Consider the following 23,330-nt stretch of genomic DNA (forward strand, 5'->3'; position numbering starts at 1 on the left):
ACAGCTGCTGAACTGACGTTTCTATCACTTTCAGCCACAAACCGCCCTCCGTTTGTCATCAACCCATCTAGATCGTCAGCGTTTTCTGTGATGGCAACGTGTTGGCTCAGTCAACGTTCGCACATCACCCTGTCGCCCAGGTTAGTCAAAACATCTCCACCGCGTTCCACTTGTAGTGGAGGGTACGATCTCCGCTGCGATGCCGTGCTGATACGGTGCGCTGACGGTTAGATGACCGGGTTCGATTCACTATTGGATCAAGGAGCGGGAGGCTATTCGTGAGTGATCAGGAAGACCCCATGAGAACCACGGTCAAACCGGTGCACCAATGGACGACCACGGATGGCAAGAGCGCACGAAAATCAAACATAGAGGAATGCTTGTTTTGGGCGATGTTCTTGTGGCCAGTTGTCCTGATGGTGAGCGTGGATATCGCAAATGCCATACATAGCGAGTTTGCGAACTACCTGACGTACACGGGGTCTACCATTTTCACAGCAATCCTCGCGGTAATTGCCCTGTGCAACTATCCCGCCTCACGCCGTTTCTTGAAGTGGCTTGCAGCCATCATTCTCCTCATAACCCTCTACCTCGGAGTGATGGCCTATGGCGATTCACTGTACCATGGATTCTGGTGGGTGGAGAGTGTGACTGGCTCACCTGTCTTCTGGCTCTATGTGGTCCTCGTGATTCTGAGCGCAATATACCTCATCGTACCGCAGAGAACATGGGGATGGATAAGAGATCGAGCAAAGCTGCTGTGGAAGAGAATTGGGCATCATCAGGAGGGTACACATAATGGAAAATGACATGTTTCCAAGAACGGAATATGACACTCCGGCAAAATCAACAATTTTAGCAACCGCTTTTAAGAGACGATTGATTCAGTATTTCCTTCCAGCAACCGTTTTTGAGAGACGATTGATTCGGTACCTCCTTTTGTACCCGATCCTCTTGATGGCGTGCGCAGTTGCCGAGGTGGTTGTCTTCCGACAGGGCGTGGCATATACGGCATGGCTGAGGTATGCAGGATCTCCTGTGGTAGCAGCAATCTTTATTTGTATTGCCCTTCGTCACTATCGTATTTCACGACGGTTTCTGAAAATATTCGTTGTTGTCACCTTTTTGGGAACCATTCTGGGTGGAGGCTTTTATTACTGCGCAACCCTTTCGCACAACGGCAGTCTCGTGGATACGGCGATGGTGGGTGTTCATAAAGACACCAACTTCTTGCGGTCGATATTCTGGCCCGGCTCGATAACAAATCTCTTTGGTTTAATGACCGCTCAACCTTCACCAGCAGTACGCTGGCTAGGGGCGTATAGCAATTCGTTGCTCAGCTTTCCTTATAGTTACCTCGTAGTCTATGGAAACATGGTTGGTCCTTATTTCCTATTGCTCATGTTCCTCGCCCCTCCTTTTCTTGCCTTCCCCATCTTTTGGCTGTGGATGGTTCTGAACATATTATATATTTTTGTGCCACAGAGAGCCTGGGGATGGATAAAGGATAAAGCAAAGCTGTCGTGGAAGAGGATCTTCGCCAGCAAGAGCTGAAGGCCGTCCAGAGCAAACTGCCAATACCAGACACCTACATCCCTGTCTTCTCACGCTTTCTCAGCCATTCGCCTCCGTAGCGCTAGCTGCCAGATAGTGGACCCCGCCCGGGATGTGGAACAAATCTCATCCAATGTACAAAGCAGACACGGCATGACGATATTGCCGACATGGCGTGACGGCAGTGTACGTGAAAGGGCGCGTGGCGCATTAATTGCAACTTTCAGGAAAGATATTCGCCAAGAAGCGACAGTCCGTCTCCTGTTTTCCTGCGAGATGGTTTCTCTTCCCTCGAGCAGCCTGTGGTAGTGAACCCGGTTTCTGTGGTGCAGACTGGAGAATCGCTTGCATTGCATTATCTGAGTAGCCATGTACAATACAGACATGGCGTGACGCTATTACAGACATGAGGTGACGACAATGTACATAGAACGGTGGCTAACGCATCAATTACAGCTTTCAGAGACAATACTCCCGGTTACCGTACTCACTGGAGCACGACAAACAGGAAAAAGTACTCTCCTTGCAAATGAGCCGATGTTCCACGACTATGCATACACAACTCTTGACGACCTGGATACGCGCGAGAGAGCGCACAGAAATCCGACTGCATTTGTCGACATGGCAGACAGATTGATCATCGATGAGGCACACAGGGAACCGGACCTGTTTCTTGCCGTGAAGGAGGCTCTTCGCTTGGACAAGACACGTCGCTTCGTGTTGAGCGGATCCGCCAATTTCCTTCTTCTCAAACGAATTCAGGACTCATTAGCCGGCCGTGCTGCCTACCATGTTCTACGACAACCCCTCTGGACCGAATGGCTTCAGCAGCCAGAACCATCTTGGTTGCTGGATATGTTTGAAGCTCAACTTCCGGAAGAGAGTTCAGTCATATCTCCGGAACCGGACCTGCGCACGACTCTGTTCGGAGGTTTCTTCCCTGGCGTCAGAGAGGCAACGCCCGAACAAGCAGCCGTGTTCTGGCGAAGCTATGTGACGACGTATCTCGAACGCGACGTACCAGACATCGCGCCGACCATGTCCCTTTTTGACTATCGATCAGTCATGCGGCGCGTCGCCATGGCAACGGGATCTCTCATGGAATATCGGAAGGTCGCTGACGATACCAACGTTAATGAGAAAACAGTTTCAAGATATGTCGATGCGCTCCAAAAAACGTATCTTCTCTCTGTTCTCCCCCCAGCTTCTCTTACAGACACGACTTCAGTCCGGGCACACTGGAAACCATATCTTTGCGACACCGGACTGCTCTGCTCACTACTCGAGATAAGGAATCCCGAGGAAATAGATGATACGTTCTGCGGGCACCTTTTCGAAAACATGGTTTTCACGACTCTGCAGGTGCTCTGTGATCTATGGAGCATGAACATGCACTTTCTGCATACGCGTCGAACAAGTGAAGTACACGAGGTGGACTTCGTTTTGGGGCGTAGTAACAAGCGTATTGCTGTTGAGGCAAAAAAGGGCAAGGATGTCACCATGAGCGACGCCAAACACGTTCAATGGCTTATGGACAAAGACCCGCTCTGTATCAGCGGTATTGTAATCTACGGCGGGCCAATGATAAAGCACCTTACACGTCATATCGTGGCTGTTCCCTGGACAATGCTGTAGCGCATTCGCTTGCACACGATACTGCCATCCGCACGTCATAGTGCTCGCCAGGCCTAAGGCAGCTTGGCACATGGAAAGGCAAAAGACAGCACGACAGAGACAAAATACTGGTAATAGGAGTGCTCTATGGGAATGAAAGAAGAGTTTCTTAGCAAGAAGTTCAGTTTTCCTGGCAGTTTTTTGGAACAAAGAGACAGAAGTCTCTTGCTGACGAGCATAATAGCAGAAAGAAAGGTGTTCCTGTCAAAAAAAGTCCTAACCTATAGGTGCAGAGTGAAAGTGAACGACAGTGAAAAGAAGGTCTATTTCTTTGAGATCCTGGATGAAAGAGGTTCTGGCATAACTATGGGAAGTGGAGATGATGAAACATTTTCAACTCCAGGATTTGGGTTCAAGGTAGAGAAATACAATACCACAAATGGCACCAGAAGAGGAACAATAGAAGAACAATCTGTTTTGTTTGGAAAAAATTATACCTATAGCTTCAATTGGAATGAAGTAAAAGACTTTGCAACAGAAACCGCCAGTAAATTTGGTTACCAAATAGAGTTTGTTCTGGGTGAAGGAGCTCTGCAAAAAAAATAGTATCTCTGGAAGAAGAAACAAAACAATGGTTGAGACCATAGAGAAGCTCTATGGCTAGACTGTGACACCGCACTAATGCGTAGAGTTCACTTCACCAGCTAATTGCCCACAAGCTCCGCTGATATCACTTCCAAAGCTGGCTCTGCGGGTCCAGGCAATCTCCCTTTTGGTCAGGATCTCTTCGAATGCTCTCAAAGCCGCCAGGCTTGGGGATCGGAATCTGTCCCAGTGGCCATCACTGTCTTTGGTGGGATTGTAGATGATCAGGTTCACCACGCTCAGGCGAAGAATCTCCCCATAAGCATGGATGAGGTCGGCCAAGGCGTCAGCCTGTCGAGGACTGTCGTTTATTCCCCCCAGAAGCAGGTACTCGATCATGAGTCGTCTGTTGTTTTTTGCGACATACGCATCGAGAGCGGGCATCAACTTCTCCAAAGGATAGGTCTTGTTGATAGGCATCAAGCGGGAACGCAAGGCATTGTCGGGAGCGTGCAGGGAAATAGCCAGATTGATCTGCCAGTCTTCAGCTCCAAAACGTTCAATACCCGGAACAATCCCGCTCGTAGAAACCGAGATGCGTCGTTGTCCCAGATTAAAGCCATCCTTGTCATTCAACAACAGAATAGCCTTCTTGATGTTGTCGTAGTTGAGAAAAGGTTCCCCCATGCCCATAAAGACAACATTGGTGACCTTTTCTCCTTTGGCTTTCAACTCGCGGGAAAAGGACAGCACCTGTTCAGCGATCTCAGACGGAGAGAGGACTCGCTTGAAACCCAGGTGTCCAGTAGCGCAGAAAGAACAATCAATCTGGCAGCCAGCCTCGGTGGAAACGCACACCGTGCGACTGCCGTCTCCGTGTTTGATAAGAACACTCTCTATGGCGAGGTCGTCATGAGTGAAGAACAGGTTCTTCCCTGAGCCATCAAGCGACTTCTGCTCCGTCTTGAGGATGAGTTCGTTGAAGGACAAGAGCCGGTCCAGATCCTGCCTCAACGTCAGGGGTATATTCTCTATGGAATCAAACCCTTCCTTCAGGTCTTGGTACATGGCCAACTTGATCTGCTTGAAACGATACGCAGGTTGTCCCAGTTCTTCTAAAGTGGTTTGAAGCTTGTCCAAGTCCATACGTCAACTATAGCCTACTTTCGCGGATTCTTTGAGGTGTCTCTGCAAGAGACAGACACAACAGCTCATCGACGGAAGCGGCCTCTAGTATTCACCGTCGTCATCAGAGTATGAAAACTGCGTGGAGCAAACCTCTTTGACATAGGTGAAGTCGGTCTATACTATTTCATATTAGTATGTCGGCTAATCATTAGCCGGCATGAAAATAGTGAGGTAAAACGGCTTATGAATGCTAAACACGAACAGGAAAAGGAACTGAGCTCTTCCGCAGGCGACCTGGAACTGCTCTTTCGTGCGGTGAACAAGATGCACCGGCGCTGCCTGAAAAAGGAAATGGACAGCCGGGGTCTTGGCAAGGTCGGACAACCGATGATCCTGTTCATGCTGCGGAATCATGAAGTCGCCGCCGAGTGTGACCAGAAAGGATTCTCGGAGGCACTGGGCGTCAGTCCTGCGACCGTTGCCGTTTCGATCAAGCGCATGGAGCGAGCGGGACTTGTTTGCAAGTCCACTGACTCCAACGATCTGCGACGTAACCACCTTACCATCACCGACAAGGGGTTGCACCTCGTCAATGACTGCATTCGTGCCTTTCAGCATGTCGACGCAGGTACCTTCAAGGGGTTCTCGGAAGAAGAGCGAAAACAGCTGGAAGGCAGCTATCGCCGCATGATTGAAAACCTTGTGGCCATGGGCGCCCAAGTGCCCACATTCATGAAGCAGGAGGAAACAACGTGATCAAGAAATTCTGGAGCTACATTGGCAACTACAAGTCGCTGATCATCCTGTCACCGCTCTGCGTCATGCTCGACGTTGTCTGTGAGCTTTCTATGCCATTTTTGATGGGGAAGATCGTCGATAATGGGATCCCGGCATTGAATCTGCAGTACATTATTCAAGTCGGTATTCTGATGATCGGCCTTGCACTGGTTGCCATGCTGCTTGGCTCGCTTAACCACAAGCTTGCCGCTGAGGTGAGCCAGGGGTTTGCCGCCAATCTGCGCCAGGCACTGTTTGACCGGGTTCAGTCATTCTCATTCTCAAACATTGACACGTTCAGTACAGCCTCCTTGGTTACACGTCTCACAAACGACGTGACACAGCTTCAGAACACGCTGCTCATGAGCATGCGCTTTCTGACGCGTGCGCCGCTCATGCTGATATGCGCGCTCGTCTTTGCCATCGCCATCAACGCCAAGCTTGCAATCATTCTGTTCATGGCTATTCCCGTGCTTGTAGCAGGAATCTCGGTTATCGTGGGACAGGCAGAACGATTCTTCAAGGCAGTGCAAGCAAAGATCGATGCCGTGAACGGCACTGTCGAGGAAAACCTGATCGGCATCCGCGTTGTCAAAGCCTTTGTTCGTGAGCCTCATGAGAAGACCAAGTTCAAGAAGTCCAGTGACGAGTTGAGCGATACAGCTATTAGAGCCGGAAGCCTTGTCGTAACCATCATGCCGATCATGCTCCTCGTCCTCAACGGGGCCACCATTGCCGTCATCTGGTTTGGAGGTCGCATGGTCGGAAACCACCAGCTGGGCACAGGAGAGCTGGTCGGCTTCATCAGTTACGTCATGCTAATCCTCCAGAGCGTCCTTATGGTCTCAACGATCCTTATGATGCTCGCTCGTGCAAGAGCAAGCGCTGAGCGCATCATCGAAGTGCTTGGCACCACGCCAGACATTGCCGACAAACAATTCGTCTTGGCACCTCACGCAGTAGCCGACCCTCGCGTCAATGCAGAAGCACCCTCAGAGGAAGCGGCCATCCAGCATGGTGCCATCGAATTCCGCCATGTTGACTTTAAATACACTGCGACCGGCAAGGGCGAAAACGTCCTGTCGGATATCAACCTTACTATCCAACCGGGCGAGTTCGTTGCGCTTGTCGGCGGTACAGGTTCTGGCAAATCAACGATGGTGAGCCTCATCCCACGTCTATATGACGTATCTGACGGGCAGATCCTCGTGGACGGCGTGGACGTCCGCGACTACAAGCTTGCAACGCTTCGGAGTTCCATTGGCATGGTACTGCAGAAGAATGTGCTCTTCTCCGGCACCATCCGTGAAAACTTGCTGTGGGGAAATGCAGCTGCGACACAGAAGGAGATCGAGGAGGCCGCACAGAATGCCCAGGCCCATGATTTCATTATGAGCTTCCCGGATGGCTATGATACCGACCTCGGGCAGGGCGGTGTCAATGTGTCGGGCGGTCAAAAGCAGCGCTTGTGCATCGCACGCGCTCTCCTCAAGAAGCCGCACATCCTGATCATGGACGACAGCACCAGCGCTGTGGATTCGGCTACAGAGGCAAAGATGCGCGCATCCTTCCGCGAGAATCTCAAGGATACGACCATCCTGACCATCGCCCAGCGCGTCAGCTCGGTGCAGGAGGCCGACAAGATCATCGTGCTCGATGATGGTCGCATCGTCGGGATTGGGACTCACGCTGAGCTGCTTGCGAACAATCCAGCCTATCAAGCAATCTGTGCATCACAGATGGAAGGAGTGGTCGCCAATGGCTGAACAACAACAGCGTCCGATCGTGTCCATGCGCGGTACCCGCCTCAGCATGGCGTTCCAGAAACCCAAGAACGTCGGGGCAACAATACGCCGCATTTTGGCATACTTTGGAAGCAGCAAATATGCACTCATTGTCGTCTGCATCATGCTCATCATCAGCGCTGGCAGCGCACTTGCCGGCTCGTACTTCTTGAAACCACTGGTCAACAACTATATCATCCCCGGTAACTTCAAAGGACTCGCAGTTACCCTTGCCGTCCTGGCCGGCATCTACCTGATTGGTGTGGTCGCTTCGTACTTTCAAGGCCGCATCATGGTCACAATCGGACAGAGGACCGCCAACCTGATGCGCAAGAACCTTTTTGAAATGATGCAGGACCTGCCGCTCAGATTCTTCGATACATATACGCACGGTGAGCTGATGAGCCGTTTTACTAATGATATCGATAATGTCGAAATGGCGATCGAGCAAAGTGTTGTTCAATTGATCTCCGGTGTCCTGACGTTCGTTGGAACGCTCGTCATGATGTTGGTACTGAGTCCCACCTTGTTCGCGGTTGCCGCAGTCATCCTGGCATTCATGATTTTTTTGAGCATCAACCTGAGCAAGAAGAGCACAGTGTACTTCCGGGCTCAGCAGAAGTCCCTGGGTGACCTCAACGGCTACATCGAAGAAATGGTGGACGGCCTAAAGGTCGTCAAGGTATTCGGACATGAACAGGCGACCAGTAGCAAATTTGCTGGTCTTAACGAGGAGTTTCGTTCATCCGCAGCCACCGCAACTTTCCTGTCTGGCGTCGTGATGCCGCTGATGGGGAACCTCAGCCGTGTCTGCTATGCAACAGTTGCGATCGCTGGCGGCGTCCTTGCTATCACCGGGCACCTCGACACCGGCTCGCTGGTCGCCTTCCTGCAATATTCCTACCAAGTCGGCCGGCCTATCGACCAGGTCACGAACCAGTTGAGCGTTCTGCTCGCCGCCCTCGCAGGCGCGGAACGCATCTTTCAGGTCATGGACCAACAGGCCGAAGTCAACGGTGGAACGGTCACGCTCGTGAGTGTCACGCACGCGGAGGATGGCCCCATTGTCGAGACTCCTGAAGGTATCAAGACTGATGAGTGGGCATGGAGTGTCCCAAGAGACAACGGGCATACACTAGTGCCTCTCAAAGGAGATGTCCGGTTTGACCATGTTACGTTCTCGTATGACGGGGTGACCCCTGTCCTCAAAAACATCTCGCTGTATGCAAAACCTGGTCAGACGATCGCTTTTGTCGGTTCGACCGGCGCGGGCAAGACGACGATCACGAACCTGATCAACCGGTTCTACGACGTGCAGGAAGGGACCATCACCTACGACGGCATCGACGTCAAGACGATCCGCAAGAGTGACCTGCGCCGTTCGCTCGGCATGGTGCTGCAGGACACGCACCTGTTCACAGGCACGGTTATGGACAACATCCGGTACGGCCGGCTGGATGCCACGGACGACGAATGCAGGCTGGCCGCGAAGCGTGCCAGCGCCGACTCGTTCATCCGCCGCCTGCCACAGGGATACGACACTGTCATTACAGGCGATGGTGGCAACCTGTCACAGGGGCAGCGCCAGCTGCTCGCGATTACCCGCGCGTACGTCGCCGACCCACCTGTCATGATCCTCGACGAGGCAACGAGCTCCATCGACACGCGCACCGAACGCCTGATTGAACAGGGTATGGACGCACTCATGGAAGGCAGGACGGTATTCGTCATCGCCCACCGCATGTCTACCGTCCGTAATGCCAAAGCCATCATCGTCCTGGAGCATGGCGAGGTTGTCGAGCGCGGCAACCACGACAGCCTGCTCGCTGAAAAAGGTCGGTACTTCCAGCTCTACACCGGTCAATCTGCACTGGAATAAGTAACGTTCACCCGGATCAAATGTTATCCGCGCGGCTTGTTTGAGCCGCGCGGAGGACCCTGATGCTTCTACTGGGCCGTCACGATGCGCACGGTTGCTGCGACGCCCTGCACGGGGTAGCTCTCTGCTACCGGGCCGTTGAACGTGACCTCGACTGTATCGCCTTTCTTGATCTCCGAGAACGCAAACAGGCCCGTGATGGGGGTCTCGTCTCGTAGTACCCTGGAACTCATATTCACCGTGACGCTTGCCTTGTCGAAGGACGTATCCTGTTCCAGCTTGCCTTCCACGAGCATCGTGATGCCATCCTTTCCCTGAACGATGTCCGTCACGACGCCCCTGATGCCGATCTTGTCACTCTCGTCGACGATAGGCTGGGCACTCTGCAACAGCTCTGTTCCACTCTTCGTGCAGACCTCGTCTGGGTCGGCCAGGGAAAAGTACAGGTTCTCCTTGTCGTCCACAACGTACACCGCAACGTGGAGACCGCTGCCCATGTCTCGGGTCGCACCAAGTCGTGTGATGATCTCCCGGTACGTCATCCCCTTTGTGATACTCTCCACGTCGGACGTGCGTACGTGTCCAATCGGGTTATCGTACCGGAGCAACTCCTCGAAGGTCATCGGTTCAGGCCCCTTGCACGCGGTCAGCGAGACCGCAATCGCGATCAATGCGATTATTGCCACTGCTCTTCTCATCGTACCACCACGTCCATCTGGGCGATGTCGAAGCGCCGAACACATTCAGATGTCTCTTCAATATGACATGATCTTCTCCGCAGGAGTTCCTCAGGCCTCCTCACGTCCGACGATGATACTGCGATACCATGTGCCGCGTACCAGCCGATCGCCACATGTAACCCACTCATGCCGTGACTTTTCATCGGCTCTGGCTTCCGAGGAAGATACCTGTAGACTACCTAGTATCTCGCTTGAGGGGGACCGGATGGTATTCGGGCACAGCCCTGAGCGCTTGCCATCGATGCAGCTGTGGAGCTCCCTGTGGAGCCAGATGTGAACATAGTAAAGGAGGTATCATGCGTGTCAGAGTAGTGTACCAGTCCACGACAGGCAACACGAAGAGGATCGCCGAGACGATCGCACGCGCAGTGGGCTGCCTGGCGGAGCCAGTGGGTACGGCGACGGTTGACGAACCCGTGGACATGTTGTTCCTGGGGGCATCGATCCATGCCAAGGACATCGACCCATCCGTCAAGAAGTTCATCGCAGGGCTCGACCCTGCCCTCGCCAAGCAGGTGACCGTCTTCAGCACCGGCTTTGAGGACAAGGCAGTAGGCATCATGAAGGGCCTGCTGGCACGGCGGGGAATCCACGTGTCAGACACGTGCTACTTCTGCCGAGGAAAGTTCCTATTCTTCAACCTCCATCACCCGGATGCCCGGGATGTGACAAGGGCAGAGGAATTTGCGCGGAGCGTTCTCGCCAAGTAGCACTTCACGCGTCCGTTCTAGAGCAGCGGTATCCCTGCAGCGAAACACGCAGACCGCATTGCACCGGACCAGATGCCGGACTGGACCTCGCCGATGTGCGCGGTGTGCAGGAGCAGCATGCAGAGTCGCGACTGTCCGATACCGCCGCCGATAGTCAGAGGCAGGTCGCCCGCAAGCAGGCGGCGATGGTATGGGAGGTCCCGGTTGGCGAGTTCACCGCGTGCTTCAAGCTGACGCAGCAAGGCAGACGGGTCTACACGGATGCCCATCGACGAGAGTTCAAATGCACAGCCTAGAACGGAGTTCCAGACAAACAGGTCTCCGTTCAGGCCGCGATGTGTCTCGTCCGTGGGCGTCGACCAGTCATCGTAGTCAGCCGCGCGCCCGTCATGGGGAACACCGCTGAGCATCGGCGCGCCGATGCCAATGACGAACACGGCGCCCGATTCACGGCAGATGCGGTCCACCCGCTCTTGCGGGGTGTGGTCGGGGTCGTCGGCCTCCAAGTCCTCGCTGCGCACAAAGACCATCTCGTCAGGTAGCTCCAAGGCCGGCACTGAAGGGTAGCGCTCGCACACAAACTGGTTCGTGCGGAGCAGCACGCCGTAGATGTCTCGTACGATTCCCTCCAGGAAGGGGACAGTGCGCTCGCTGGCATCAATGACACGCTCCCAGTCCCACTGGTCGACGTACACGGAGTGCAGGTTGTCCAGCGTCTCGTCGGGTCGGATGGCGTTCATGTCGGTATAGAGGCCTTCGCCATGGTCGAAGCCGTAGTCAGCCAAGGCAGCACGCTTCCACTTGGCCAATGACTGCACGATCTCGGCGTCCTCGCCGATACTGCGGATGCCAAACCGGACCGGACTCTCAACGCCATTGAGGTGATCGTTAAGACCGGAGGCGGCAGTCACACACAGTGGCGCCGAGACACGCGCAAGGTTGAGCGCGGCCGCAAGACCGCACTGAAAGGTATCCTTGATAAACTTGATGGCTTGTTCCGTCTCCCGCAGCGACAGTGCAGGCGTGTACCCTTCGGGCAAACAAAGCCTGCCACTGATGTATGTCTGAGCTGTTCCCATCTGCATCGCCATGCGCATCTCCCGTTGCCTCGCGGCCGGCGTCACTGCCGGATGCAAGGGTATTTCGTAGAGGATACCAGGAAGTGCGGCTCCACGATGCGGGAATTGTGAACGATCAGGGTATGCAACGGTCCCGTTGCACAAGCCAAAGTCCATGCATGTCCAGGGACGTAGGTTCCCGCTATCGCGGGGGAAACGACAAACAAGGGCAGGACGGAACCTTTGAGGGCAGACAGCTGCAGACTATGGTGTAGCGTGGGCACCCTCCTGTACGGCCTTATCGTCGCTGTCGGTATGGTCCTGCTGGTCGTCCCCGGCATCATCTGGGCACTCCGCTACAGTATGTACGGGCACTACATGGTGACGCAAGGCGCAGGCCCCGTTGAGGCATTGCAGATGAGCGACGCCGTCAGACGTACATCTTTTCGTAGTACTCCTGCAGCATGCGTGCAGCCGAGAACTGCCACTGTGCCATATCGATGCTGGCATGCATCATGCCGACCCATGCGTCCCGCTGGTTCTCATAGGTGGGGATGACGTCGCTGGCAAGCACGTGGTACAGCGAAACGACGTCCACGCTGTTGCAGTCGCCGCCCTCGTATCCCCCGCCGAACTGCCAGCCGTTGACGCCTTGCTGACAGGCCTCGGGCCACCACCCGTCGAGTGTGCTCAGATTGAGGATACCATTCATCGCTGCTTTCATGCCCGACGTACCGCTCGCTTCCATCGGCCGCACCGGGTTGTTGAGCCAGACGTCACACCCGCGCGTCAGCATCTTGCCGATGGCCATGTCATAGCCCTGCAGGAACACGACGCTGCCGGGATACTCCTTGGCAATGCGTACGAGGTTCGTGATGGTCGCCTTCCCTCCCATGTCGTTGGGGTGCGCCTTGCCGGACAGGACAATCTGAATCCTGTGGTTGCGCAGCAGGTCCCCGACCACCTCTCTGTTCGAGAAGATGAGGTCGCTGCGCTTGTACGGCGTGGCGCGACGAGCAAATCCGATGGTCAGAACGTTCTCGTCGAGCCGGACCCCGTTCCGCCGCTCAATGTCGTCGATCATCACACGCTTCAGTGCGCTGTGGGCTGCCCACAGGTCCCCTCCGGACGCATGGGCCTGCCGGATGCTGTCGTCCTGCCAGGTACCGTTGTGGACACCGTTCGTGATGGAAAGGATGTCGGAGCCTCCGGGGACGAGCTTCCACATCTGGCGGGCCGTGTGCCCGTGCAGCTGCGACACCGCATTTGCCTTTCTGGACAGGCGCAGCCCCGCGGCAGTCATGCTGAACGGGTCGCCCCCCAGCTGGACGATCTGATCGCTGGAGAGTCCGTCATACGAGCTCATATACTGCAGGATACGGTGGGTGTGCACCTCGTTGCCGTCAGACACCGGCGTGTGCGTCGTGAACACGATGTGCTGTTTCACTGACCGGAGTGCGTCTGTAAAGGGCACGCCCTTCGTCATCTGCTGGCGGATCAGTTCGACGCCGGCAAAGACCGCGTGACTGTCGTTGAAGTGGTACATGTCCACGTCGATACCCAGCGCCTGCAGCGCGCGTACGCCGCCGATGCCGAGGATCATCTCCTGTGCAATGCGTTCCTCCTCGAACCAGCCGTACAGCTGCCCCGTCAGGTTCCAGCTCAGGGTGCCCGGAAGGTACGTGTCGAGGAGGTACAACGGCGCATTGCCAAAGGCTGTGCATTTCCACACCTTCACCCGCACCTCTTCGTCGCGGATGAGCACGGTGACGACCACGCCCGTGTCCTCGAGCGAGTCGTACCGATACTCGTGGTAGCTGTCGTACGGGCGATCGTACTCGTCGATGAATTGCTCGGTGTAGTCCTGGCGCCACAGGATCCCGATTCCAACCATCGGCCGGCCGGCGTCCGCCGCCGCTTTCAGGATATCGCCCGCCAGGATGCCCAGACCCCCGGCGTAGATATGCAGCTTCTCATGTAGCCCGAACTCCATACAGAAGTAGGCTACTCTGGGCGTTCCATTGTCCATTGGAGACCTCCGTTACTTCCCGATTTCTATTACTACAACTTCGCACGGGCTGAGCAGAACGTCGTCAGTTGAAGAAACCGACCGCCTGCACGGGCCATGTGCATCATACACGATTTTGACTTCTTTTCCGACAGGAATCGTCGCGGGATGCTCCAGCGCAAGTCTGAGCGACAGTTCGGTCGTCAGCGAGCGATTTGCTGCGACGACCAGACCGTCGATATAAGTCGAGTCATGATAGCAGAGCATCGTCAAGTTCCCATGGTGCAAAAGATCCTCCTGCTTCACGAAGTTTCCCGGGTCGCCGAGAAGGGACAGATAGTGCCGCCGCAGACGAAGCGTCTCCTGCAGGACGGCGTCCACCCACGTGTCGCCGCTTGTCCAGTGAAGACAGTAGGGGTCGAAAAAGGCAAGCCTGCCGGCCATCGGATCCCCGGGCGGCAGAACGAAACGGCCGTCCTCGGTGTTGTCCAGACCAAGGTTCATTGGCTGTACCTCCAGCAGTTCCTGTCCGCTGTTGATGAACGGGACAGCGTTGGGCATGAAGCTGTTGAGGGTCAGGATCAGCCGGAGGGAGGCCTTGTCCGGGTGGCCCAGCGCCGATCGAGGAGTGTCGGGCGTCTCCACCGAGGCGACCACAGGAATCGGTGAGGCAAGAAACCCATTGTCCAGGATGGAGCGGGCAAAGTCGGCGTCGTGGATCCTCTTGTAGTCATAGTAGGTGTAGCCGCTGATCAGGTCGAACCCGTCCCGTCCCGCCTGCGCACCCTTGCCGCAATCGAACTCTTCGGACCAGAGGAGGAACTTGGGGTCCACCTCCCGGATGCGCCGAACAATTGACGCATTGTGTTCGGCCGGCATGGCGTGCGCCATGTCGATGCGAGCTCCGTCGATGCCAAAGTGCGTCCTGTAGTGCGGCATCACACCCTCGACATAGCGCCACAGCTCCTCAGTGGGCTTGGCTCCCGGGTATTTGCTGAGCGAAGCGCTGTCCTGCATGACAAACGGAGCCTGGCCGTCCGCGACATATTTGCCGACCTGAGCGGCGTTGTCATGGTAGAATCGCAGGTAGGTGGCATCGGTCCATGGCGGCTGCTGGTCGTTGATGACAGGCGAGAAGCCAGGTGCCGTCGTGATACCGAATTGGTCCTCGATGGCGCCGAGGAGGTCGTCACCAGCGCTCGCCCGCACCGATGCCCAGCGGTCCGGGTCGATGCGGTCGGGAGACCATGTGAACTGGGCCAGGTACGTGGGTGTCTGCGACGACGTGTACAGCTCTCTCAGCGTTTCATCATTCACCTCCCGCGTCGTCGTGCCGTCACCCAGCGAGGGAGCCCGGAATCCCACTGCACATTCTTTTCTGATCCAGCAGAACCAGTCCGGGTGGTCGGCGATGAGCACGCTGTCTCGCGCGGTCGTCCGGAACGCGAAGTCAAGGACCACCTTCATGCCCAGCCAGTGGCACAGTTCGACAAACGCCTGGAATTCCGCCTCCAGGAGTTCGCCCGTGTCCTCGCCCAGCAGGGGATCGTGCAGCGCGGCGTCGAGCTTGTAGATGTCCTTGATTGCATACGGACTGCCTAGCCTGCCTTTCTTGTATCGGTCGCTGCAGCTGAACACCGGCAGAAGGTAGACAATGTCGACCCCGTACCGCCGAAGGAGCGGGAGCAGTGCCATCGTCTTTAGAAATGTGCCGGAGCAGACCTCGCCGGCGTCATGATGCGGCCAGGCCGTGAACGAACGCACCAGCATGCCATAGATGACGCTCTCGGTAAGGCGTTTGCGTCCTCCAGGCTCCTGTGCAGTGCCACCCTCCCGGAGTGCCTTTTCGATGCACGCGGCGAAGAAGTCGCACGGGTCCACGCGCAGCTCGCCGGGTCTGCCGGGGTCTGCCGTGCCGCCTCGGTACGCGGCGTGGTTCCAGCGTTCCGGGACAAACCAGTCTGCTCCGCATGCACCCTTCCTGCTGTGCAGGATTTCGAGCACTAGCCGCACGTTTGGGACGCGATCAGGTACCTGGTTCACATCGATATCTCCATGGGTGTCCATACAAGCAACTGTCTTCTACCGGTTGAAGGAGTGACAGAAGGCGGCAAGCTGCGCGGTTCTGCTGTGAACGTAAGGAGGCAATTCGCGGGCAAGCGCCCGGTCGAGCACTGACAGGTCGACACTGCCGCTGTTCAGCAGGCGATCTTCGATCAGCCTGACTTTGGCTTCCCGTCCCGGCATCAGCTGATAGAGTACATACCAGTCTTCCAGACATGTCAATGGGATTATCACGTCATCCACGGTTCTTGTCATCGCGACAGACCTGTCATCGAACGGAAACACGTAAGTGCCGTTGGCATGCTTGATGGCGAATCCGGCCATGACGTCGACATCCGTCTCGTCGACCACGTATTCGAGGAACCGGCTCGTCGAGTACAGGCTTCTGCCGGGATCACCGAGCGCTTCGTTCCCCAGACCGTCAAGAATCGAGGCGACCATGTCTGCATCTGTCTCGCCGGTCATGATGTCGATATCGTGCGGTGTGTCGACCAGACCATGGTAGTATAGCAGTACGGAAGCACCGATACCCCAATGAACGCCAGCCCGGTTCAGTGGGCGCGCTATGTCCAGAAGCGTATCGAAGAGCATTCGACCCCCTGTGACGCTTGTCCCTTGTTTGCGACAAGCACACGGTTCAGTATAGCGAGATCACAAAGTCGCCAACACTGAGTGGGTTCCTGCCTTCGCGGGAACGACGAACACGGGGACAGGCGTGCAGGGGCATGCAAGAGATAGGAAAAGCGGGACACAGGAGATGTCTCCCGCGTCCCGCCTGAGTCTCGTGCGAGGAAAACCTGCTACTTCTGGGTGATGGTCACCGAACCCACACCGACATTCAGGTCGAGGCTCAACGTGACAGCCGTGGTACCCCAGGCGGCGTTGCGATAGGTGCTGCCATTCCTGGTGAAGCCGCTCGCGTCGATGGAACCAAGACCTCGCTGCGCGTTGATGGTGACGCCGACGTTCTCGGGGACGACCAGCTTGATACTGCCGACTCCACCGTTGACCTGCACGTCCGCGCTGTTCTTCCAGTCACCCGTCAGGTCAAGGTTGACCGACCCCACGCCTGCTTTCACGGTCAGACTGGTCATGGCCTTCGGAGAGGCCTTGACCGTCGTGCTGGACGCTCCTGAGTCGACGGTGAGCGTGTGCACCATCGTATCGCTCAGGTCCATGTCCATGTCGCCGGCGCCGTTCTTGAGGTCCAGGTCCACAGGTGTCGTACTGCTCAGACGAATGTCCCAATCATTGCGGTAGCTGCCACTAAAGGCCTGGTACGTGCCGCTGGGCTGCCGCACCAGAAGCCGACCCTCGTCTCCGTTGACGACGTAGTCGACGATGGGCTTCCAGGCTGTGACATTGTAGGCGAACGTCGCGTCCATCAGGTCAGAAGCTCCCCCACTCAGCGTCACCCGGCCAGCGCCCATCTGCAGTTCGACCAGTGCTATCCGCGCTCCCTGCAGATTGACGGCCTTGGTGTCGGTTATGACGTCGCCGGCAGTCGGTTTGTTCCACGTCCTCGGCTCCCACCAGGCATTGCCGGTCAGGGCGCCTGTCGCGTACAACCCTCCAACAATCAGGAGCACAATCACCAGGAAAATGGCCAGTCCTCTCATACACTACCTCCCACAGAAAAGCGGAATAACCGCTTGCGGCAGGCGGGCCTTTGTTCGTACCCACGTCCTGCTCTCACCTTGCGTACGGTCAGCAGAACCCAAAGGTTACACCATCAGCAATATGCGTTCGACAGCTTTTCCACGTCCGAAGAAAGGCACGTCACGTCCTCTACAACTCTATGGACGGGCTAGCCCTTGGACGGTGCGCACCTCGGGCGTCCCCACGACAGCAGCCATGTCGCCACTGATCTCGAGTCCTCCGTTGCGCCCACGGCCCTCGAACAACAGGACGTCTCCGTACACGTGTCGCTCGATCAGGCGGACCTGCACGACAGCGTTCAGTTCTTCAACCAGCATCTGTGTCATGGCCCCGGCGCGCGGGGCGAACACCTGACCCATCCCGCTCCGTCCGCCGCTCCAGACTTCCAGGATGTGTTTCCCATTGATGACCGTGAACTCGGCACGCTGGTCGTCATACGCGAAGTGTGCCAGCCGTGACCCGTTCCATGTCGCCCACTGGTAGAACACGCCCCCGAAGAGGAACCCGACGATGAACCCGCGAAGAAGTCTGCCCGCCAGCGGGATGTCCGCAATCGAAGCGGTCAGGCAGACATGGTCCTCGTCGAAATGGTTGGACTGCGTCCACACCCAGGCACGGGGAAACGCACTGCCCCAGTCCCGCTCCATGTAGGCCCGCCCTCCGGTGAAGTCCATCTCATCGCCGCCCGCGGAGAGAGAACCGACGATGCGGGGGTCGACGTTCGTAATGGCGTGATACCCCTCGAGAAAAGGCAGGAAGGCAAAAGGCCCCATAGCCCCTGGCGCCCACGGACGAATCGGCCACCCTTGCGATTGTGAGAATTGCAGGTCTCCTCTTAAGTGCAGGTCCGGGTCGTCGATGTCCACGTGCATGGACGTCAGGCTGAAGCGGCTCTGACCCACCGTAATGTCGAAGCGCTCCCGCGACGACCAGAATTGCTGAGCGGGATAGCGGTGCATCGTCGTGCGGCCTGTCCGTCCATCGAGGAACTGGATGAAGCAGTACTGTTTGGCCGGGTCGCGGTCCATCCAAATGCCCGGTATGATTGCCCACACGTGCCGCTCGGAGGGGTCGACGACCTTGAAGTACCACCCGTCGAATCCGCTGGAGCGCCATCCGCGCCCGTGGAACATCTCAGGATGCCAGACGATGCCAGCGTGCGTCATACGGGGAACTCTTCACGGCCATAGAACGGTTGGCCTGCGTGCACGAATACCTTGCCCGTGCTGTTCGCTGTCATGGCTTCAGTATGGCGAAGGCGACTCCCTCATACAAGAGCCTATTGTGCGCCCACACGTTGTTGTCAATTTGTAGCATTGACTTTGTGATATATGGTCACAAACTTATTGAGCACTGTTTCATGGAATCCTGGTATGTGCGTGACGGTATTGAGGTTGTGAGACGAAGAACAAGAAGAAATAGGAGGAATACGTGAGAGTCATCATTGTTGGTGGAAACGCTGGGGGAGCTTCGGCTGCAGCGCGCCTGCGCCGCCTCGACGAGAAGGCGGAGATCGTCGTTTACGAAAAGGGAGACTACATCAGTTTCGCCAATTGCGGGCTTCCCTATCACATAGGCAATGTCATTACAGATCGCAGCCAGCTGCTTGTCCAGACACCTGCGTCGATGAAGGAGCGGTTCAATATCGACTTCCTGACGGGGCATGAGGTAACCAGTATTGATCGGCACGCACACACAGTCACTGTAAAGGAACTCGCCACCGGCACCGAGACGACCGACCGGTATGACAAGCTTGTCCTGTCTCCCGGCGGCTCTCCCCTGCGCCCACCCATCCCAGGCATCGACAGTGAGGGCATCTATTCACTCTGGACCATCCCTGATATGGACCGTATCATCCAGGCCGTCCATGCTGGTGCCAGGAAAGCCGTCGTCGTCGGAGGGGGTTTCATCGGCGTCGAAGTCGCAGAGAACCTGAGGGAGCAGAAGGTCGACGTCGCACTGGTCGAGATGCTGCCGCAGGTGCTGGCGTTCCTCGACCCCGACATTGCTGCCTACGCTCATCAGGAACTGCAGATGCATGGTGTCGACCTGCACCTGGGTGATGGAGTCAAGTCGTTTGCGAAGAACGTGGACGGCACGCTGACGGTAACCCTGACCAGCGGGACACAGCTTGCAGCAGACATAGTTATCCTCGCCATCGGCGTACGACCAAACACGCAGATAGCCGAACACGCTGGACTCACGATTGGCACCTCCCACGGCGTCCTGGTGGATGAGCACCTCCGCACCAGTGACCCCGATATCTATGCCATCGGTGACGTCATCGAGGTCGAACACTTCGTCACGAAGAGCAAGGCTCTCATCCCGCTGGCCGGGCCCGCTAACCGGCAGGCACGCATCGCTGCCAACAACATCGTCGGCAGAGATGATATCTACAAAGGAACACAGGGCACGTCGATCGTCAAAGTCTTCGACCTGGCCGCAGGAGCCACCGGCGCCAGCGCGGCTCTGTTGACGAAACTGGGCATCCCCTTCCGGTCCGTCACCATCCACCCGGGTTCACATGCCGGATACTATCCGGGCAGCACGCCAGTCCACATCAAACTGCTCTACAGCCCCGAGGGCAAGTTGCTCGGTGCTCAGGCCGCCGGCTACGACGGTGTGGACAAACGCATCGACGTCCTGGCCACAGCCATGCGTCTGGGTGCCACCGTCGACGACCTCACTGACCTCGAGCTTGCCTATGCTCCACCCTATGGCAGTGCCAAGGACCCGGTCAACATGGCGGGCTTTGTAGCCCAGAACGACCTCGAGAACCTGGCACCCGTCGTGGCTCCCGACCATCTTGCCGAAGAGCTCGCCAAAGGTGCGATTCTCCTGGACGTGCGTGAACCGGAAGAGACATCCTGTGGCATCATTCCCGGCGCGCTGACCATCCCTCTTCCCGAACTGCGCAACCGTATCGGCGAGTTGCCCGCGGGAACAAAGATCATCCTTACCTACTGCAAGGCAGGCCTGCGTGGATACGTTGCACAGAGGATCCTGGCCCAGAACGGGTTCCAGGTTGCCAACCTGACCGGTGGCTATACAAGCTGGGAGGCTTCTCTGACACATGGTGTTGAGGAACAGCCGACGCGGCCCGAACGCGAGGCGGACGATCAGCAGACCTGCACTAGCAGGCCGTGCGTCACGAAGGCGAAGCTGCTGACGCCGCCGACAGCAGCATCGACGAAGACCATCGAGATCGACGCCTGTGGCCTTCAGTGCCCGGGGCCGCTGCTCAAGTTGAAAGAAGCGCTGGCACAGACAGGGCCTGGTGACCTGATCAAGGTCACCGCTTCGGACCCAGGCTTCTACGCCGACGTCGCAGCCTTTGCCCAGGCACAGGGCCTGGAAGTGGTGGACCGCCAGCGCGGAAAGCTGGTCACGGCGACACTGCGGAAGCCCCTTCATGCTGCTGCCACAGCAGGTGTCGCTGTCGTCTCCGGCAAGGCGGACGACCACGCGACCATCATCGTATTCAGCAACGATCTGGACAAGGTCATTGCAGCGTTCATCATCGCGAACGGCGCTCAGGCTATGGGCAAGAAGATCAGCATGTTCTTCACCTTCTGGGGCCTGAACGTCCTGCGCAAAGATGAGAACGTGCGCATCAAGAAGACATTCATCGAACGGATGTTTGGCATGATGATGCCGCGTGGTGCCACGCACCTCATCCTGAGCAAGATGCACATGATGGGTATGGGTACCGGCATGATCCTGGGCCTCATGAAGAAGTACAACGTGACGCCTGTCGAGGCAATGATGCGGTCTGTCCTCGATGGCGGCGGCACATTCATCGCGTGCACGATGTCGATGAACCTCATGGGGATCCACCGCGAAGAGCTCATCGACGGCATTGAAGAAGGCGGTGTGGCGACCATGCTGGGCGACGCTGACCAGGGTCATATCAACTTCTTCATCTAGAACTGCTCTATATTTGAAGAAAGCGCGCCCCGGCTATATGCCGGGGTGCTTGTTGCTAGTCCAGTGCTTCGTCGATCCTACGTGGCGTTTCCCGTGCAGTAGATCTTGATGGCGTCACGAAGGAACGTGGCCAGCCCGGGCCGTACCTTGTCGTATGTCGCAGTGAAGCGAGGGTCGCTCACGTACATGTCGCCAAGCCCAGACAGCATCTCGAGCGAGCAGGCGTAGAAGTTGGTGCTCATGTACTCGTGGAAGCGCTTCACCAGAGTCTGCACGTCCCTATCAGTTGGACTGTGGTCCATGAGTGTCGCCAGGCCTTCTCTGATCTCTGCGCCTTCCTGCTGGATGCGCTTCCAGTCTTCCTTCGTATGCTTCGACGTACGTCTCTGGGATTCCACATAGGCGTCCGTCGTGCCCCACCGCTGCTTCGCCTCGTCTGCGTACTTCGTCCGATGTTCCTCCAGAGCGCGCTCGTCGAACGCGTCAAACATTGTCGTCGTGTCCATCGTTTCTCCTTTGTCCATGGCTTCTATGGTGTGGCCGACTGCTGCAAGGAGCGCTTCGACAGCCTTGCGCCGCTCAAGCAGTGCTGTGCGGTGTGCCTCGAGCGCCTTGCGCCGGTCGAACGCCGGGCTCTGCACGATCGCCTTGATCTGACCGAGCGGGAACCCGAGCGAGCGGAAGAACAGAACCTGCTGCAGCAACTCCAAGTCGCTATCGACATAGAGCCTGTATCCAGAAGGTGTCTCGTACGAAGGATTGAGCAGCCCAATAGCATCGTAGTAATGGAGCGTGCGCACGCTCACGTGGGCTATGCGTGCTACCTTCCCGATCGTATAGGTCATCTTTGCTCCTTTTCGCTGTCATGGCAGCATATACCATGACGTTGCGTCATAGTCAAGAGGGCAGGACAAACGAAAGCCCCGGCTTTCGCCGGGGCTGATTGGGTTCTGTGTAGGGGGAGAACTACTTGATCGTGACGTCCTTGGCCTGCGGACCCTTGTCGCCTTGCACGACTTCGAATTCGACCGCGTCGCCTTCCTTCAGCGACTTGAAACCTGAACCGAGGATGGCGCTATAGTGGACGAAAACGTCCTTGTCGCCGTCATCACGAGTAATGAAACCATAACCCTTCTCTGCGTTGAACCACTTGACTTTGCCTGTAAGCACTGAAACCTCCATAAAACTTGGCATGTACTATCTTGCCATAGTGCAGTATATGGAGTATTTTCCCCGATACAAGTGCCCGTGTTGCAATATGTGAACTCACCATGTATTCGCATTGTCTTCTCGTGTGTCGTTCCCGTGCGTGCAGGGGCGACTGAGGGTGAATCCTGCGCGCTATTTCGTCTCCGACGGCACGATCCCGTAGATCCTGGAATACTTCTCTTTCACCTCACTCATGAAGTAATGGTAGTCCAGCGGCTTGCCAGTCACCCGCACGACAAGATCCTTTGGATCGTACAGGGCGCCGTACTGGTGAATCTTGGACCGCTGCCATTCACGCAACATGTCAAGGTGACCTGCCGCGATCTGTCCGTCGAGATCCGGGATCTCCTGCCTGGCCGTGGCAAAGAATTGCGCAGCGTAAAGATTCCCGAGCATGTACGACGGGAAGTATCCAAACAGGCCCCCCGACCAGTGGACGTCCTGGAGGACGCCGTGGGCATCATCGGGAACCTCAATGCCAAGATACTCTTTTATCTTGGTATTCCAGAGGCCCGGGAGGTCGGCCACTTCCACTTTCCCGTTGATCAGAGCTTCCTCGATCTCGAAACGGAGCATCACATGCAGGTTGTACGTGACCTCGTCCGCCTCGATCCGTATGAGCGATGGTTCGGCG

At 56.5% G+C, this 23,330-nt stretch carries 19 protein-coding genes and 1 pseudogene; 9 read left to right on the forward strand and 11 right to left on the reverse strand.

All coding sequences use genetic code 11. The features are described 5' to 3' along the window. Positions 1-278: 278 nt before the first annotated feature. The 4 genes from SMC7_RS07115 (at position 279) to SMC7_RS07130 (ending at position 3,774) form a co-directional block, all read left to right on the forward strand. A complete protein-coding gene (locus SMC7_RS07115; RefSeq protein WP_119089662.1) occupies positions 279-809 on the forward strand; it encodes a hypothetical protein in 531 nt (176 codons plus the stop codon). Next, entirely contained in the window at positions 799-1,554 is a 756-nt protein-coding gene (locus SMC7_RS07120) for a hypothetical protein (protein WP_119089663.1), read from the forward strand. The genes SMC7_RS07115 and SMC7_RS07120 overlap by 11 nt, the downstream gene beginning before the upstream one ends. 420 nt (positions 1,555-1,974) lie before the next feature. Continuing rightward, entirely contained in the window at positions 1,975-3,189 is a 1,215-nt protein-coding gene (locus SMC7_RS07125; protein WP_119089664.1) for an ATP-binding protein, read from the forward strand. Between the two features lie 126 nt (positions 3,190-3,315). Beyond that, positions 3,316-3,774, forward strand: coding sequence for a ribonucleoside-triphosphate reductase (locus tag SMC7_RS07130; protein WP_119089665.1), 459 nt, complete (start codon positions 3,316-3,318; stop codon positions 3,772-3,774). A 72-nt stretch (positions 3,775-3,846) separates the two neighbouring features. On the opposite strand, the gene rlmN is transcribed toward SMC7_RS07130, so the two are convergent. Continuing rightward, positions 3,847-4,899: a 23S rRNA (adenine(2503)-C(2))-methyltransferase RlmN gene (rlmN, locus tag SMC7_RS07135; RefSeq protein WP_119089666.1), complete on the reverse strand. Its 1,053-nt coding sequence runs from the start codon at positions 4,897-4,899 to the stop codon at positions 3,847-3,849. 225 nt (positions 4,900-5,124) lie between these two features. Here rlmN and SMC7_RS07140 point away from each other — a divergent pair, with 225 nt between their 5' ends. Genes SMC7_RS07140 through SMC7_RS07150 form a run of 3 tightly spaced genes read left to right on the forward strand, consistent with a single transcriptional unit; the run spans position 5,125 to position 9,321 of the window. Next, complete coding sequence (locus SMC7_RS07140; RefSeq protein ID WP_119089667.1) at positions 5,125-5,637, forward strand: MarR family winged helix-turn-helix transcriptional regulator; 513 nt, start codon at positions 5,125-5,127, stop codon at positions 5,635-5,637. Next, on the forward strand, positions 5,634-7,424 hold the full coding sequence (locus SMC7_RS07145) for an ABC transporter ATP-binding protein (protein ID WP_207798755.1): 1,791 nt from the start codon (positions 5,634-5,636) through the stop codon (positions 7,422-7,424). Before SMC7_RS07140 ends, SMC7_RS07145 begins: the two co-directional genes overlap by 4 nt. Before the next feature lie 25 nt (positions 7,425-7,449). Beyond that, positions 7,450-9,321: an ABC transporter ATP-binding protein gene (locus SMC7_RS07150; protein ID WP_413814584.1), complete on the forward strand. Its 1,872-nt coding sequence runs from the start codon at positions 7,450-7,452 to the stop codon at positions 9,319-9,321. 68 nt (positions 9,322-9,389) lie between these two features. On the opposite strand, the gene SMC7_RS07155 is transcribed toward SMC7_RS07150, so the two are convergent. After that, complete coding sequence (locus SMC7_RS07155; protein ID WP_165845219.1) at positions 9,390-10,019, reverse strand: DUF3221 domain-containing protein; 630 nt, start codon at positions 10,017-10,019, stop codon at positions 9,390-9,392. Between the two features lie 338 nt (positions 10,020-10,357). Between SMC7_RS07155 and SMC7_RS07160 the strand changes: the two genes are divergently transcribed. Continuing rightward, positions 10,358-10,771 (forward strand): flavodoxin family protein, encoded by a 414-nt coding sequence (locus tag SMC7_RS07160; RefSeq protein ID WP_119089669.1) that lies wholly within the window; start codon positions 10,358-10,360, stop codon positions 10,769-10,771. A gap of 17 nt (positions 10,772-10,788) precedes the next feature. Here SMC7_RS07160 and asnA read toward each other — a convergent pair whose 3' ends face one another. From asnA to SMC7_RS07190, 6 genes are all read right to left on the reverse strand, one after another. Beyond that, positions 10,789-11,862, reverse strand: a complete 1,074-nt coding sequence (gene asnA / locus SMC7_RS07165) for an aspartate--ammonia ligase (protein ID WP_243620324.1) — start codon at positions 11,860-11,862, stop codon at positions 10,789-10,791. A gap of 397 nt (positions 11,863-12,259) precedes the next feature. Then, entirely contained in the window at positions 12,260-13,858 is a 1,599-nt protein-coding gene (gene glgP / locus SMC7_RS07170) for an alpha-glucan family phosphorylase (RefSeq protein ID WP_119089670.1), read from the reverse strand. A 12-nt stretch (positions 13,859-13,870) separates the two neighbouring features. Continuing rightward, positions 13,871-15,880 carry an alpha amylase gene (locus SMC7_RS07175; protein ID WP_126850757.1) on the reverse strand — a complete coding sequence of 670 codons (2,010 nt, stop codon included), beginning with the start codon at positions 15,878-15,880 and terminating at the stop codon, positions 13,871-13,873. Positions 15,881-15,919: 39 nt separating this feature from the next. Continuing rightward, complete coding sequence (locus SMC7_RS07180) at positions 15,920-16,492, reverse strand: hypothetical protein (protein WP_119089672.1); 573 nt, start codon at positions 16,490-16,492, stop codon at positions 15,920-15,922. 209 nt (positions 16,493-16,701) lie between these two features. Then, positions 16,702-17,520: a toast rack family protein gene (locus SMC7_RS07185; protein WP_119089673.1), complete on the reverse strand. Its 819-nt coding sequence runs from the start codon at positions 17,518-17,520 to the stop codon at positions 16,702-16,704. A 177-nt stretch (positions 17,521-17,697) separates the two neighbouring features. After that, a complete protein-coding gene (locus SMC7_RS07190) occupies positions 17,698-18,726 on the reverse strand; it encodes a tocopherol cyclase family protein (protein ID WP_119089674.1) in 1,029 nt (342 codons plus the stop codon). A gap of 265 nt (positions 18,727-18,991) precedes the next feature. Here SMC7_RS07190 and SMC7_RS07195 point away from each other — a divergent pair, with 265 nt between their 5' ends. Next, a complete protein-coding gene (locus SMC7_RS07195; RefSeq protein WP_119089675.1) occupies positions 18,992-21,487 on the forward strand; it encodes an FAD-dependent oxidoreductase in 2,496 nt (831 codons plus the stop codon). A 77-nt stretch (positions 21,488-21,564) separates the two neighbouring features. On the opposite strand, the gene SMC7_RS07200 is transcribed toward SMC7_RS07195, so the two are convergent. The 3 genes and pseudogenes from SMC7_RS07200 to SMC7_RS07210 all read right to left on the reverse strand — a co-directional run. Further along, positions 21,565-22,332 (reverse strand): MerR family transcriptional regulator, encoded by a 768-nt coding sequence (locus tag SMC7_RS07200; protein WP_119089676.1) that lies wholly within the window; start codon positions 22,330-22,332, stop codon positions 21,565-21,567. A gap of 121 nt (positions 22,333-22,453) precedes the next feature. Then, positions 22,454-22,657, reverse strand: a complete 204-nt coding sequence (locus SMC7_RS07205) for a cold shock domain-containing protein (RefSeq protein ID WP_207798757.1) — start codon at positions 22,655-22,657, stop codon at positions 22,454-22,456. 171 nt (positions 22,658-22,828) lie between these two features. Next, positions 22,829-23,330 (reverse strand): annotated as a pseudogene (locus SMC7_RS07210) (carboxypeptidase M32); the annotation flags it as partial.

The sequence above is a fragment of the Candidatus Cryosericum terrychapinii genome (assembly GCF_003570925.1).
GTDB lineage: Bacteria > Caldisericota > Caldisericia > Cryosericales > Cryosericaceae > Cryosericum > Cryosericum terrychapinii.